This is a genomic window from Ornithinimicrobium sp., assembly GCF_030537745.1.
Lineage (GTDB): Bacteria > Actinomycetota > Actinomycetes > Actinomycetales > Dermatophilaceae > Ornithinicoccus.
The window spans coordinates 8,586-21,489 of sequence record NZ_JAUNVI010000048.1 but is presented as its reverse complement, the minus strand read 5'-3'; the positions used below and the strand labels follow the sequence as shown (position 1 = coordinate 21,489).

Here is a 12,904-nt window from a genome sequence, read left to right as displayed (position 1 = left end):
CGGGGGACCGCCCGGTCAGGCGGGGTAGGTGTGGATCTCGGTCGCCTTGACGCTGGCCCACAGCCGCTGACCAGCGACGATATGGAGCTCGGCGACGGCGCGCAGGGTGACCTCTGCCACGAGCTCGGCCTTGGTTGGACCCGGGAACGCGCACCGGACACGGGCACGCTGACCCGTCACGGTGACCGCACCGACCTCCAACTGCCACAGGTTGCGGGCCGAGGCGGCTGGTCGTTGCGTATAGAGGGTGACCGCTTCCGGGTTGATCGTTGCGAAGACCGCATCCCCCGGACGAGACCCTTCGGGCAGGTCCGCGACCACCAGCCGCTGGCCGCCCCCCAGGTCGAGGACCCGCGGTGGCGCAGCGGAGGTGGAGGTCTGAAGCTCCTGAGGCGGGAGCAGCGTGCCGGGCAGGAGGTTGAGCCCGACGATCCCGGCCACATAGGGCGAGCGAGGCCGGGCGATCACCTCAGCCGGAGTGCCCGACTGGACGGCGCGTCCCCCTTCGAGGAAGACGAGGTGGTCCCCCAAGGTCAGGGCATCAAGAGCGTCGTGGGTGACGATCACCGTCACTCCGGCATACTCCCGCAGCCGTGCCGACAGATCAGCGCGGGTCGTCGAGCGGGTCTGGGGGTCGAGCGCGGAGAGCGGCTCGTCCAGCAGCAGCACTGCCGGATCGGTGGCCAACGCCCGCGCCAGAGCGGCCCGCTGTGCTTGGCCAGAGGAGACCTGGTCAGGTGCGCGGCCGGCCAACTCTGCCAGTCCCACCCGGGCGAGCTCGGCGCTGGCGCGGGCGCGGGCGGCACGCCTGGTCATCCCTCGAGATCGTGGTCCGTAGGCGACGTTGTCGAGCAGGGTGAGGTGGGGAAAGAGGAGGGGGTCGGCGAGCACCATACCGACGCTGCGCCGGTCGACGGGCAGATGGAGCCCGCGGGAGGCGTCGGCCCACACCGCGGGCGTCGCAGCGCTGGCGATGACATGCCCGGAGGTGAGCCGCAGCAGCCCCGCGACCGCCGTCAGCGCAGTGGTCTTGCCTGATCCGTTGGGACCCAGAAGCGCGGTCACGCCGCGCAGCGCTGGGAGGGTGAGGTCGAGGTGGAAGTCGCCACGGTCGACCACCAGGTGGACGTCGAGCGAGGGGGATAGTGAGGCTGGGTGTCCCGGCCGCCCGCCTGCCGACTTAAGCGCCGCGCTCTCCATGCCGGCCCTCACCGCAGCCACCGGGTCCGCAACAGTCCAAGCACCAGGACGCTCACCGCGAGCATGACCAGCGACAGCGCGATCGCGGCCTGCGGGTCCCGCTCGAGCGCGGCGTATACGCCCAAGGGTGCCGTCTGCGTGCGCCCGGGGAAGTTGCCGGCAAAGGTGATGGTCGCGCCGAACTCGCCCAGCGCCCGGGCCCACGCCAGCGCCGAGCCCGCGGCGATGCCCGGCAGCACCATCGGGATCACGACCGTGTAGAACGTGCGGGTCGGACCGGCGCCCAGCGTCGCGGCGATGCCGTCAAAACGGCGGTCCAGGCTGCGCATCGACCCTTCGACGGAGACGACATAAAAGGGCATCGCCACGAAGATCTCGGCCATCACCACGGCCACCGTGGTGAACGGGATCGTGATGCCGAAGGTCGCGTCCAACCAGCCGCCGATCATGCCGCGGCGGCCATAGGCCATCAGCAGCGCCACGCCGCCGACGACCGGAGGCAGCACCATCGGCACCGTGATGAGCGCCCGCGCCCAGCCCATCAGGGCGTGGTCGGAGCGGGCCAGCAGCCAGGCCAACGGCGTGCCGAGCGTCCAGACGACCACCATCGTCGCGGTGGTGGTGATCGCGGACAGCCGCAGCGACTGGCCGACCACCGGCGCAGCCAGGTGGGTGGCGAGGTTGGCCCAGTCCGCGCGAGCCAGCAGCGCGATCAACGGCAGGACGATGAACGCGATGCCGATCGCTGCAGGGACCCGTAGCGACCAGGCGCGAGTCACGGGCTGACGAATCCTGCGTCGCCCAGGTGTGCTTGGCCTCTCTCGGACAGGACCTCTTCGACGAATGCCTGGGCCAACGCGGCCTCTGAGACGGTGAGGATGGGGTAGGAGTTGATGACGTTCTGCTCGGCCGGGATCTCGATGCCGAGCACGCGGGAGCCGGCCTCGGTGATGTCGGTGCGATAGACGAGGCCGGCGTCGGCCTCACCGAGCTCGACCTTGGTCAAGGTGGCGCGGACATCCTTCTCGTAGGAGGCGATGGTGGGCGTCAGCGAGTTTTTCTCCCACAGCTTCTGGGCGGCGCTGCCGCAGGGCACCTCCTTCTCGCAGACGACGAGGATCAGATCCGTGCCGACGAGGTCTGCCAAGTCGCTGATATTGGCAGGGTTGTCCGGCGGCACGGCGATCTGCAGCGAGTTGGTCGTGAAGACCACCGGCTCGCTCTTGCGGTGCTCTCGCTCTAGGGGCTCTAACGATCCCTGGCCGGCCAGCGCGATCACGTCCGCCGGTGCGCCCTCGTTGACCTGAGCGACGATCGCCGAGCTTGCCGCAAAGCTGAACTGCACGTCGACGCCGTCGTGGTCCGCCTCGAAGTCGGTCGCGATCTGCTCGAAGACGTCGGTCAGCGACGCCGCGGCTAGCACCGTGAGGACGTCGCCACCCCGCGCGGTTGACGCAGAGGTCGCACCGGCGCCGACGGAGACGTCGGGGGTGCCGGTGCAAGCGGTCACCGCCAGCAGGCTGAGCACGCTGACGGCGATGACGACCGGGGTATGGGGAATGCTGGCTCGGCGGATCATGCGGGCACTCCCAGAGTCATGTGGGTCGCTTTGACCGACGCGACCACGACCGAGCCGTTCTGCAGCCCCATCTCTTGGACAGCCTCCGTCGAGAGCAGGGCGACGAGCCGGAAAGGGCCGGCCTGGACATCGACCTGTGACATCACGGTGTCGCTGAGGATGCGGGTCACGATGCCCCGCATCCGGTTTCGGGGTGAGGACGTGCCAACGGTGCCGATGGCGGCCGTGTGGGAGTCCTCTTTGGCCATCGCCGCCACGCCAGCGGCATCGACGACCGTGCGACCCCCCTCGCCCTTGGAGCCGATCAGCCTCCCCGAATCGATGGCGCGTCTCACGGTGTCGGGAGAGACGCCGAGAAGGTCAGCCGCCTCAGAAACTCGCAGATACGTCATAAACAAGATGATATAGACGCAAATGCGTGGAGGCAAGCGAGTGGAGTGTCTTTGCCGACCGTCCGGTCCGTCCTCGCCGACCGTCCGGAGTGTCCGCACCGACCGTCCGGTCGCTGGTGGGGTCGAGTACTTAAGTACGTGGAGGGCCAGGTGGGTCGACTCGGGTCAGGGCCGGGCGCTTGGCGCTGAGGTGGTCGCCGCTGGAGCGGCCCTGCAGGCGCCGCTGGACCCAGGGCGCGCCATACTCCTTGGCCCACGCAGCCGTCTCCCGGGCCGTCGCGAGCGCCCCTGCCGGAGCCTGGGGCGGCAGTGGCACCTGCCACTGCGCATCAGCAGGATCGTGACCGAGCGCGGAGTAGGCCGCGAGCGCGATCCGCCGGTGTCCTTCCGGCGTCAGGTGGAGCCGGTCCTCGGCCCACATCCGCCAGTCATGGAGGAAGTCGCAGCCCCACAGGTTGAGGACATAGCAATCGTGACGTTGGGCGATCGACCAGAGGTGCGCGACATACGTCGCGGCGCGGCCACGGGTCCGGCCGATGATGGGCGCGCCGGCAGGATCGGTGGGGGTCGCCATCAGCACGTCAGCCCCGGTCGCGCGGATCCGGGCGACCGCGGCCTCCAGCTGCGCGGCCAATGCGTCGACATCTGCCTTCGGGCGCAGGATGTCGTTGCCACCGCCGACGATGCTCACCAGCTCGGGTTGGAGCGCGAGGGCCGCTTCCAGCTGTGGACCGGCCACATCCGCCAACTTGCGTCCGCGGACCGCCAGGTTGGCGTAGGAGAACTCCTCGACGTGGGGAGCGAGGAGGCTCGAGAGCCGGTCGGCCCAGCCGACATAGGAGCCTGGTCGCTGCGGGTCAAGGTCGCTCATCCCTTCCGTGAACGAGTCGCCGATCGCGACATACCGCGTCCAGTCGCGGGGGAGCGGGTGGATGCTTCCGGACCGTCGATCCATCACGGCAACCTCCAGTCGATCGGTGCGGCGCCTTGCCGGACCAACAGCTCGTTGGCGCGACTGAACGGCTTGCTCCCGAAGAAGCCGGTCCTCGCGGACAGCGGAGAGGGGTGGGCGCTCTCGATCCGGGGCACGTCCCCGAGCCTGGAGGCGAGGTTGCGCGCGTCCCGTCCCCACAGGATCGCCACGAGCGCGCCGCCGCGACGGACCAGGGTGTCGATGGCCAGGTCTGTGATCTCCTCCCAGCCGCGTCCACGGTGGCTCGCCGGCGTGCCGGGACGGACGGTCAGGACACGGTTGAGCAGCATGACGCCCCGCTCGGCCCAGGGGGTGAGGTCGCCCGTCGAGGGCCGGTCGACGGCGAGGTCGTCGACGAGCTCGGTGTAGATGTTCTGGAGGCTGCGCGGGATCGGGCGCACCTGCGGTGCCACCGCAAAGCTCAGACCGATCGCGTGCCCGACCGTGGGGTAGGGGTCCTGGCCGACGATGAGCACCCGCACCTCGTCCAGCGGCCGGTCGAAGACACGCAGCACGTGCTCGCCGGCGGGCAGATAGCCTCGTCCCGCCGCGACCTCTGCCCGCAGGAAATCGCCCAGTCGCTTGACGGTGCCTTCCACCGGCGCCAGCGCCTGGGCCCAGGTCGGGTGCACGAGGCTGGTCAGCGGGGTGGGATCGGGCACCCCGCAAGGGTATGACGTCGCCCTGCCCAGGACCCGCCCCGCCGCAAATGACACGCGTGTAAGTCTGATGTCGTAGACTTCCCCATGAGTGGGTAGAAATCTGTGGGATGAGAGGAAGTAGTCCGTGGGCCTTGCGTCGATGAACCACGCTGAGACAGCGACCTCCCTCACCGACCGTGATCGCGAGATTCTCGACTTCGAGCACCAGTGGTGGAAGTACGCCGGGTCCAAGGAGCAGGCCGTGAAGGACCTTTTCGACCTGAGCCCCACCCGCTACTACCAGCTCCTCAACCAGCTCATCGACAGCGAGGATGCCCTCGCGCACGACCCGATGCTGATCAAGCGGCTCCGTCGGCAGCGTGCCCGACGTCAGCGCAGCCGCTCGGCGCGCCGCCTCGGCATCGAGCTCTGATCTCACTCCTGGCCTAGGCCAGACCCCGACCCCCACCTGCGCGACAATCCTCGGTAGCGTGACGCCATCGGGCCCATGACGGTCCCGATCACCGTCCCAGGAGGCCCGTTCGTGAAGTCCGATGTGCAGATCGCCCAGTCCGCCACGCTCAAGCCGATCAGCGAGATTGCCGCCGACCTCGGTCTGAGCACGGAGGATTACTCACCGTATGGCCACGACAAGGCCAAGATCTCCCTCGACGTGCTGCACCGGCTAGCGGACAAGCCCGACGGCAAACTTATCCTCTGCACGGGGATCAACCCGACGGCCGCGGGCGAGGGCAAGACGACCATCAACGTCGGGCTCTCGATGGCGCTGAACCGGATCGGTGTCAAGGCGATGACCACGCTGCGCGAGCCCTCGCTCGGCCCCTGCTTCGGGATGAAGGGCGGCGCGGCCGGAGGCGGCTACGCGCAGGTCGTGCCGATGGATGACATCAACCTGCACTTCACGGGTGACTTCCACGCGATCACCTCCACGCATAACCTGCTCAGCGCGCTGCTCGATAACAGCCTCCACCAGGGCAACCCGCTGCAACTCGACCCCAAGCGGATCACCTGGAAGCGTGTCCTCGACATGAACGACCGGGCCCTGCGCAACATCGTCGTCGGTCTCGGCAAACGCAGTGACGGCGTCGTGCGCGAGAGCGGCTTCGAGATCACCGTGGCCAGTGAGATCATGGCCGCGCTCTGCCTGGCTACTGGGATCCAGGACCTCAAGGAGCGGTTTGGTCGCATGATCGTCGGCTATACCTACACCGGCGAGGCCGTCACGGCTACCGACCTGCAGGCGACCGGCGCGATGGCGATGCTGATGAAGGATGCCATCCGGCCCAACCTCGTGCAGACGCTGGAGAACACGCCCGCGATCATTCACGGGGGGCCGTTTGCCAACATCGCCCACGGCAACAACTCCATCCTGGCCACCAAGACGGCGCTGAAGCTGGCCGACTATGTGGTCACCGAGGCTGGCTTCGGGGCGGACCTGGGTGCGGAGAAGTTCTTCGACATCGTCGCCCCGGCAGGTGACTTCCGACCGGACGGCACGGTCATCGTCGCCACCGTGCGGGCGCTCAAGCTCAACGGCGGTATGGACAAGAAACAACTCACGCAGGAGGACCTCGACGCGCTCAAGGCGGGCCTCGTCAACCTGGAGCAGCACGTCGAGAACGTCCGCAAGTTTGGCGTCCCCGCGCTCGTGGCCATCAACAAGTTCCCCACGGACACCGAGGCCGAGCTGGAGCTCATCAGGGCCCGGTGCGCCGCGGCGGGGGTCGAGGTCGTGGTCGCAGACGTCTTCGCCCAGGGTGGTGCCGGCGGCGAGGACCTGGCGCGCGCCGTCGTGGAGCTGTGCGAGCAGCCCAGCGACTACCGACCCCTCTACGACGCCGCGGACGACCTGCGGACCAAGATCGAGACGGTCGCGCGCGAGGTCTACCGCGCCGACGGCGTCGATTTCACCCAGCCCGCGCTCAAGCAGCTCAGCGAGCTCGAGTCGCAGGGCCACGGTGGACTGCCGGTCTGTATGGCGAAGACGCAATACTCCTTCTCCGACGACCCCACCCTGCTCGGCGCCCCTCGAGGCTTCCGGATCACCGTTCGCGACCTGGCCGTGAACGCCGGTGCTGGCTTCGTCGTCGCCCTGACCGGCGAGATCCTGCGCATGCCCGGCCTGCCCCGGGTGCCGGCAGCCGTGGGGATGGACATCTCCGAGGACGGGACAATCACCGGCCTGTCGTGACGCCGGTCCCTGCGCCAGGGCGCCGGGCGGCGGACGCGCCATACCTGGCGGATAGGGTGGGGCCATGACTGAGGTGAGGTGGGTCGAGGTCGCGCCGGGGGTCCACGTTCGTCGGCACGAGGAGCTCAACCTCAACTGTGGCCTGGTCATCGGGCAGCGACGTGCGCTGGTCATCGACACCCGCAGCTATCACCAGCACGGGGAGGAGTTGCTCGCCGCGGTGCGCGAGCTGACCGACCTGGAGCTGGTCGTGGTCAACACCCATGCGCATTACGACCACTGCTTCGGCAACTCCGCGTTCCGGGACAGCCAGATCTATGCCCACACGCTCATGCTCGAGGATCTGATCCGCACGGGAGAGTCGCAGCGTGCACAGATCGTGGCGCACATGCGCGACACCGACCGCCCGGAGATCGCCCGAGACATCGAGACCACCGAGATCGTGCTGCCCTTCTATGTCGTGGACAGCGACACCGAGATCGACCTCGGCGGTCGCCGCGTCGAGCTGCTCTATGCCGGACGCGGTCACACGGACCACGACCTTGCCGTCGCGGTGCCTGACGCAGAGGTCGTCTTCGCCGGAGACCTGGTCGAAGAGGGAGCCGACCCGCACATGGAGGATTCGTTCCCGCTGGAGTGGGCGGACACGTTGCGCGCGCTCATGAGCAAGCCTGCCGCAGCACTCGCGGACATCTGGGTGCCTGGGCACGGTGCCGTCGTCGACCTGGCGTATGTCGAGCAGGAGGCTGCCGTGCTCGCGCAGCTCGCCGAGCGGATGGAGGAGGCGCTCCTGGCTGGGGCCCTGGGGGTAGATGCCTTGATGACGGCAGGTCGAGGGCTCGGCATGGTGCAGGAGACGCTGCGCGACGCCGCGGTCCGTGCCCTCGAACTGCGCAGCTGACGACCCAGTGACCGGCGACCGTCGGGGAGTTTGACGGGCCGCCGACGCGCTGGCATTTGCACTCGAGGGGGTCGAGTGCTCATGATGGACTTAGCACTCTCACCTTGAGAGTGCCAGCAACCGACCGGTAGTGTCGAGGGTCGGGCAGCGGGGCGACGTGAGCCCCGTGCGTCCGGCTCGTCCGTCGCGGGCGACGCTCCGGTCATCCGCCCATCAGCGTGTGGAGGAACCACCCGAATGGCCAAGATGATTGCATTCGACGAGGAGGCTCGCCGCGGCTTGGAAAAGGGTATGAACACCCTTGCCGACGCCGTCAAGGTGACCCTAGGCCCGAAGGGCCGCAACGTCGTGCTCGAGAAGAAGTGGGGCGCCCCCACCATCACCAACGATGGTGTGAGCATCGCCAAGGAGATCGAGCTCGAAGAACCCTACGAGAAGATCGGCGCCGAGCTGGTCAAGGAGGTCGCCAAGAAGACCGACGACGTCGCCGGTGACGGCACGACGACGGCCACCGTCCTGGCCCAGGCCATGGTCCGCGAGGGCCTGCGCAATGTGGCCGCAGGCGCCAACCCGATGGCACTCAAGCGCGGCATCGAGGTCGCCGTCCAGGCGGTCAACGACGAGCTGCTGCGCATGGCCAAGCCGGTTGAGACCAAGGAGCAGATCGCGCAGTCCGCGTCCATCTCCGCGGGCGACACCGAGATCGGCGAGATGATCGCCGAGGCCATGGACAAGGTCGGCAACGAAGGCGTCATCACCGTCGAGGAGTCCAACACCTTCGGTCTGGAGCTTGAGCTCACCGAGGGCATGCGCTTCGACAAGGGCTACATCTCGCCCTACTTCGTGTCCGACACCGAGCGCATGGAGGCTGTCCTGGAGGACGCCTACGTGCTGGTCGTCAACTCCAAGATCTCGGCGGTCAAGGACCTGCTTCCGGTCCTGGAGAAGGTCATGCAGTCCGGCAAGCCGCTGGCGATCATCGCCGAGGACGTCGAGGGCGAAGCCCTGGCCACCCTCGTCGTCAACAAGATCCGTGGCAACTTCAAGTCGGTGGCCGTCAAGGCGCCAGGCTTTGGTGACCGTCGCAAGGCCATGCTGGCCGACATCGCCATCCTCACCGGTGGCCAGGTCATCTCCGAAGAGGTCGGCCTCAAGCTGGAGACCGCCGAGATCGACCTGCTGGGCACCGCCCGCAAGGTCGTCGTCACCAAGGACGAGACCACGATCGTCGAGGGCGGCGGCGACGCCGACCAGATCGCCGGTCGCGTCTCCCAGATCCGTGCCGAGATCGAGAACAGCGACTCCGACTACGACCGCGAGAAGCTGCAGGAGCGTCTGGCCAAGCTGGCCGGTGGCGTGGCCGTCATCAAGGCGGGCGCGGCGACCGAGGTCGAGCTCAAGGAGCGCAAGCACCGCATCGAGGACGCCGTCCGCAACGCGAAGGCAGCCGTCGAGGAGGGCATCGTGCCCGGCGGTGGCGTCGCCCTCATCCAGGCCTCCAAGGCCTTCGAGGCTCTCAACCTGACCGACGACGAGGCCACTGGCGCCAACATCGTCAAGGTCGCGGTCGAGGCTCCGCTGAAGCAGATCGCTATCAACGCCGGCCTGGAAGGTGGCGTTGTCGCGGAGAAGGTGCGCAACCTTCCTGCTGGACAGGGCCTCAACGCGGCCAACGGGGAGTATGGCGACATGCTGGGCTTCGGCATCGCCGACCCGGTGAAGGTGACCCGTTCTGCGCTGCAGAACGCCGCCTCCATCGCGGCTCTCTTCCTGACCACCGAGGCAGTCATCGCCGACAAGCCGGAGAAGACCCCGGCCATGCCGGGCGGCGGCGACGGTGGCATGGGTGGCATGGACTTCTGATCCCCCCGGATCGGAGCAAGCACGCCCGCGTTTCTCGCGGGTGGAACACCACCAGCGGGGCGGTCTCTCTCACGAGGGGCCGCCCCGCTGGCATGCCTGCCGGCTCCGCGTAGCCTCGCCTCAGGCGGGCGTGAAACGCATCCGGTTGGCCTGCTCGACCAGCTCGTAGTCCTGACCAGCGGTGCGCAGGGTCAGTGAGATCTGCTGAAGCGAGGCGCGGATCCGCTCCTGCGTGCCGCTCCAGTCCTGGGTCACGGACTGGAAGTTGGCGGAAGCCGCGCCCTGCCAGCAGTCGTTCAGGCCGACGAGCTTGGCCATCATCGCGCGCACCTCGGACTCGATCGTGGCCGCGATCCGCTCGATGTCGCCTGAAGCGGCCGCGATCCGGGCCGTGTCGACGGCAAAGGTGTTGGTCATGGGGTCCCTCCCTGTTGACGGTGGCGAGGCCGCCACCGGTGTTGGTGATGCTGACGACGCTAGGGGAGCCGCGCCGTGCTGCGCCGAAGTTATCCACAGGTGGTAGACGGCCGGATCTCTCTGGAGCGAGCCGCTCTCGGGAGTAGGGTCGAGCGCGTGAGTCTCTTCGTCGACCCCCCGCTGTGGCCGGCGCACGGCCGCCTGTGGTCGCACCTCATCAGCGACTCCTCCGTGGACGAGCTGCACGAGTTCGCCCGCCGGGTCGGGGTGCCGGAGCGCTCCTTCGAAGGAGACCACTACGACCTGCCGCAGGAGAGGTATGAGGAGGTCGTCGCCGCTGGCGCGGTGCCGGTGGGTGGGACCGAGCTCGCCCGGCTGCTTCGAGACAGCGGGATGCGTTTTCGCAAGCGCAGGGGTGAGCATCCGCTGGCGCGGGTCGCGAACGGACTGTCGACGGCGACGAAGGCTCCGCATACCCTCGACGTCGTCGCCTCCACGATCGAGCGCCCCGAGGCAGGCGCGGCAGTGGTGCTGGTCCTCGCCCGGACCCAGATGGCGATGGTCCGCAACGCGAGCCGGCCGGGGTGGGCCCCGCCGGGAGGCAAACGCGACGCGGGGGAGAGCGTGCGCGAGACCGCGGTGCGAGAGGTTGCGGAGGAGACCGGGCTGCTGCTCGACCCGAGGTCGCTGTCGCCGGTCGGCTATGAGCGGATCACGATCCCCGAGGGTCCCGACCCGAGGCCGTTCACCACGGGGGTCAACCATCTCCAGGTGTTCGCGACCGTGGTGGAGGTCGCTGGGACTCTCCCCACGCTCCGACCTGACCTGGACGACGTGCTCGAGGCCGGATGGTTCAGCCGGGAAGAGGCGGAGCATCTCAGCGGCAGGGCGCCGTGGTGGCCGATCGTGCAATGGTGGTGGGAGACCTCCTAGGTCGCGCTCGCGCCCAAGACCTCCACCTCGCGACTGACATTGGCCCTGGCCCGGTCGGTCCAGGCGTGATGAGCGTGATCGGTGCGGTAGAGGCGCTCTCGCGTCAGGAACGGCGTCAGGACGGCCAGCCTGCCGACCCGGAAGAGGTCGTCAGGGACATGGGCATACTCTTGCCGCACCTGCTGACAATAGGTGGCGTACCGTGCTGCGGGCGCCGACAGTATCCATAGGTCGGCGTCGTGGAAGACGTCGAGGACCACGGTCTGGAGAGGGTCGCCGCCCACCTGGTGGTCCACCGTCATGAGCACCCCGGCCTCGACGACGTCGATCACGTCAAGGTCGACGCCGAGCCGATGCAGGTGGTCGCGAGCCATCGTCGCGCTGCGGTGCTCATTGCTCCCAGCAGCAGCGCGTGGATCGTAGGACAGGTCGTGGTACCAACCGATGGTGCGGGCCAACAAGGAGTCGTCAGGGCAGAGCGCCGTGCTGCTCGCCAGCTCGTCCACCGCCGCCAGCACCTCCATCAGATGCTCGACCGTGTGATAGCGGCGATGCGGCTCGCCCCAGCCACGAAGCAGCAGGGAGCCCTCGGCCAGCCAGAGGTCAGGCCCTGCCTCGGGGGCGAGCAGAGCGGCATCGGCGAGCCACCGGTCAAGCAGCGGCTCGCCCAGACCCGAGTCCATCATTTCGGCACCTAGCGCGGAGTCCTAGCGCTTGACGAGCGACTCCGCGAGGTCCGCGAGGGCGTCGGCCAGCTCCTCGCGGGCGTCGTGCGCGCTGTGGAGCAGCCCCTTGACGCCGCTGCTGGCCTTGCTCGAACCGGAGCCGACCGCGCTGCCCACGGCTCCGGTCAGGCCTGAAGCCACCGAGCTCGCGGCGTCGCTGACCCCGGACGCGACGGACCCGGCCGCACCGCTGACCCCGGAGGCGACGGACCCGGCCGCGCCCGCGACCCCGTCGGCCACGGCCTCGGCCGCATGCTTGGTGCCGGAGAGGAAGGACTGCATCGCCAGCGTCAGGCCGGCGCCGACGAGCCAGGCGTCCTTAGCGAAGGGGACGCCCTTCTCGGTGGGTCGGATGCCATCGGACTGGGTCATGCCGGGGGTCTTGAGGTAGAGGCCGGTGAGGCCGGCGCCGAAGGCAGCAAGGGCCGACCCCGCCACCACAGAGGGCACCGTCGGCAGCAGCAGCGCCGCGCCCAGCCCGATCTCTCCGTAGGCGAGCAGACGGGTGAAGTCGCCAGCCTTCATGTCCTTGAACATCGGGTAGACGCTCGAGGTCCAGCTGTGCAGCGCCTCCTCCGTCTCGGGGGTTGCCTTCAGCTTGCCGATGCCGGAGTTGAGGATGTAGGCGCCGGTGGCGAGCCGGATCGGGAGGTGCGTCACATGCATGGGTTTCACTCCTGGTGGTGGCGGGTCGAGTCGTTGGCTCCACCGTATGCCGTGCCACTGCCGGGTGCGAGCCGTGGTGCCTGCTCTGGGCCGGTCAGAGCAGCGGGGAGGGCCTGGGCGTGGACCACGGTCAGGCCGCTGACGGCCCGGGTCAGGACGACAGCTGCCGCCTTCGACGCCGAACCGTCGGCCTCGCACCATACCCATCGGTTCGCCCGGGCTGGCGCGATAGAGGGCCATCGCACCTTGGCACGCGAGTCATGGGGGCCGCTGCGGGGGCGAGGTTGCTCACCCCTGGCCACCGGAGGAGCTGGCGTGGCGGGCCCGAAAGATCCTGGCCACGGGTCTGGTCTCGCGGTGCCGCTCTACCGCGAGCTGGTATGAGGTCACGAGGGACTCGGT

The 12,904-nt window shown here is 68.7% G+C and carries 14 protein-coding genes; 5 read left to right on the top strand and 9 right to left on the bottom strand.

Going from position 1 to position 12,904, the window contains the following annotated elements:
* Positions 1–15: 15 nt before the first annotated feature.
* From Q4P07_RS10605 to Q4P07_RS10580, 6 genes are all read right to left on the bottom strand, one after another.
* Positions 16–1,212 carry an ABC transporter ATP-binding protein gene (locus tag Q4P07_RS10605; protein WP_303374886.1) on the bottom strand — a complete coding sequence of 399 codons (1,197 nt, stop codon included), beginning with the start codon at positions 1,210–1,212 and terminating at the stop codon, positions 16–18.
* Positions 1,209–1,979: an ABC transporter permease gene (locus tag Q4P07_RS10600; protein ID WP_303374885.1), complete on the bottom strand. Its 771-nt coding sequence runs from the start codon at positions 1,977–1,979 to the stop codon at positions 1,209–1,211. Before Q4P07_RS10600 ends, Q4P07_RS10605 begins: the two co-directional genes overlap by 4 nt.
* A complete protein-coding gene (modA, locus tag Q4P07_RS10595) occupies positions 1,976–2,779 on the bottom strand; it encodes a molybdate ABC transporter substrate-binding protein (protein WP_303374884.1) in 804 nt (267 codons plus the stop codon). The genes Q4P07_RS10600 and modA overlap by 4 nt, the downstream gene beginning before the upstream one ends.
* Positions 2,776–3,171 carry a molybdopterin-binding protein gene (locus tag Q4P07_RS10590; protein WP_303374883.1) on the bottom strand — a complete coding sequence of 132 codons (396 nt, stop codon included), beginning with the start codon at positions 3,169–3,171 and terminating at the stop codon, positions 2,776–2,778. Before Q4P07_RS10590 ends, modA begins: the two co-directional genes overlap by 4 nt.
* A gap of 130 nt (positions 3,172–3,301) precedes the next feature.
* On the bottom strand, positions 3,302–4,126 hold the full coding sequence (locus Q4P07_RS10585; RefSeq protein WP_303374882.1) for an SGNH/GDSL hydrolase family protein: 825 nt from the start codon (positions 4,124–4,126) through the stop codon (positions 3,302–3,304).
* The gene (locus tag Q4P07_RS10580; RefSeq protein WP_303374881.1) at positions 4,126–4,806 is read right to left on the bottom strand and encodes a uracil-DNA glycosylase; all 681 of its coding nucleotides are present in this window, start codon (positions 4,804–4,806) and stop codon (positions 4,126–4,128) included. The genes Q4P07_RS10585 and Q4P07_RS10580 overlap by 1 nt, the downstream gene beginning before the upstream one ends.
* Before the next feature lie 139 nt (positions 4,807–4,945).
* Here Q4P07_RS10580 and Q4P07_RS10575 point away from each other — a divergent pair, with 139 nt between their 5' ends.
* The 4 genes from Q4P07_RS10575 to groL all read left to right on the top strand — a co-directional run bounded on the left by Q4P07_RS10575 (position 4,946) and on the right by groL (position 9,761).
* The gene (locus tag Q4P07_RS10575; RefSeq protein ID WP_303374888.1) at positions 4,946–5,218 is read left to right on the top strand and encodes a DUF3263 domain-containing protein; all 273 of its coding nucleotides are present in this window, start codon (positions 4,946–4,948) and stop codon (positions 5,216–5,218) included.
* Positions 5,219–5,329: 111 nt separating this feature from the next.
* Positions 5,330–6,997: a formate--tetrahydrofolate ligase gene (locus tag Q4P07_RS10570; RefSeq protein WP_303374880.1), complete on the top strand. Its 1,668-nt coding sequence runs from the start codon at positions 5,330–5,332 to the stop codon at positions 6,995–6,997.
* A gap of 64 nt (positions 6,998–7,061) precedes the next feature.
* The gene (locus tag Q4P07_RS10565) at positions 7,062–7,898 is read left to right on the top strand and encodes an MBL fold metallo-hydrolase (RefSeq protein WP_303374879.1); all 837 of its coding nucleotides are present in this window, start codon (positions 7,062–7,064) and stop codon (positions 7,896–7,898) included.
* 237 nt (positions 7,899–8,135) lie between these two features.
* Positions 8,136–9,761, top strand: a complete 1,626-nt coding sequence (gene groL / locus Q4P07_RS10560; protein WP_303374878.1) for a chaperonin GroEL — start codon at positions 8,136–8,138, stop codon at positions 9,759–9,761.
* A gap of 120 nt (positions 9,762–9,881) precedes the next feature.
* Here the strand turns inward: groL and Q4P07_RS10555 are convergent, their stop codons facing one another.
* Positions 9,882–10,178: a WXG100 family type VII secretion target gene (locus Q4P07_RS10555; RefSeq protein ID WP_303374877.1), complete on the bottom strand. Its 297-nt coding sequence runs from the start codon at positions 10,176–10,178 to the stop codon at positions 9,882–9,884.
* A 156-nt stretch (positions 10,179–10,334) separates the two neighbouring features.
* On the opposite strand from Q4P07_RS10555, the gene Q4P07_RS10550 reads away from it, so the two are divergent.
* Positions 10,335–11,111: a DUF4031 domain-containing protein gene (locus Q4P07_RS10550; RefSeq protein ID WP_303374876.1), complete on the top strand. Its 777-nt coding sequence runs from the start codon at positions 10,335–10,337 to the stop codon at positions 11,109–11,111.
* Here Q4P07_RS10550 and Q4P07_RS10545 read toward each other — a convergent pair.
* Entirely contained in the window at positions 11,108–11,794 is a 687-nt protein-coding gene (locus tag Q4P07_RS10545) for a hypothetical protein (protein ID WP_303374875.1), read from the bottom strand. The genes Q4P07_RS10550 and Q4P07_RS10545 overlap by 4 nt on opposite strands.
* Positions 11,795–11,818: 24 nt before the next feature.
* Positions 11,819–12,502, bottom strand: a complete 684-nt coding sequence (locus Q4P07_RS10540; protein ID WP_303374874.1) for a hypothetical protein — start codon at positions 12,500–12,502, stop codon at positions 11,819–11,821.
* Positions 12,503–12,904 lie beyond the last annotated feature (402 nt).

Bases quoted from the DNA above. Each gene is read 5' to 3' on its own strand.
- Q4P07_RS10590 (WP_303374883.1), bottom strand. From the start codon at position 3,171: ATGACGTATCTGCGAGTTTCTGAGGCGGCTGACCTTCTCGGCGTCTCT.
- Q4P07_RS10540 (WP_303374874.1), bottom strand. From the start codon at position 12,502: ATGCATGTGACGCACCTCCCGATCCGGCTCGCCACCGGCGCCTACATC.
- modA (WP_303374884.1), bottom strand. From the start codon at position 2,779: ATGATCCGCCGAGCCAGCATTCCCCATACCCCGGTCGTCATCGCCGTC.
- groL (WP_303374878.1), top strand. From the start codon at position 8,136: ATGGCCAAGATGATTGCATTCGACGAGGAGGCTCGCCGCGGCTTGGAA.
- Q4P07_RS10575 (WP_303374888.1), top strand. From the start codon at position 4,946: ATGAACCACGCTGAGACAGCGACCTCCCTCACCGACCGTGATCGCGAG.
- Q4P07_RS10565 (WP_303374879.1), top strand. From the start codon at position 7,062: ATGACTGAGGTGAGGTGGGTCGAGGTCGCGCCGGGGGTCCACGTTCGT.
- Q4P07_RS10555 (WP_303374877.1), bottom strand. From the start codon at position 10,178: ATGACCAACACCTTTGCCGTCGACACGGCCCGGATCGCGGCCGCTTCA.
- Q4P07_RS10585 (WP_303374882.1), bottom strand. From the start codon at position 4,126: ATGGATCGACGGTCCGGAAGCATCCACCCGCTCCCCCGCGACTGGACG.
- Q4P07_RS10545 (WP_303374875.1), bottom strand. From the start codon at position 11,794: ATGGACTCGGGTCTGGGCGAGCCGCTGCTTGACCGGTGGCTCGCCGAT.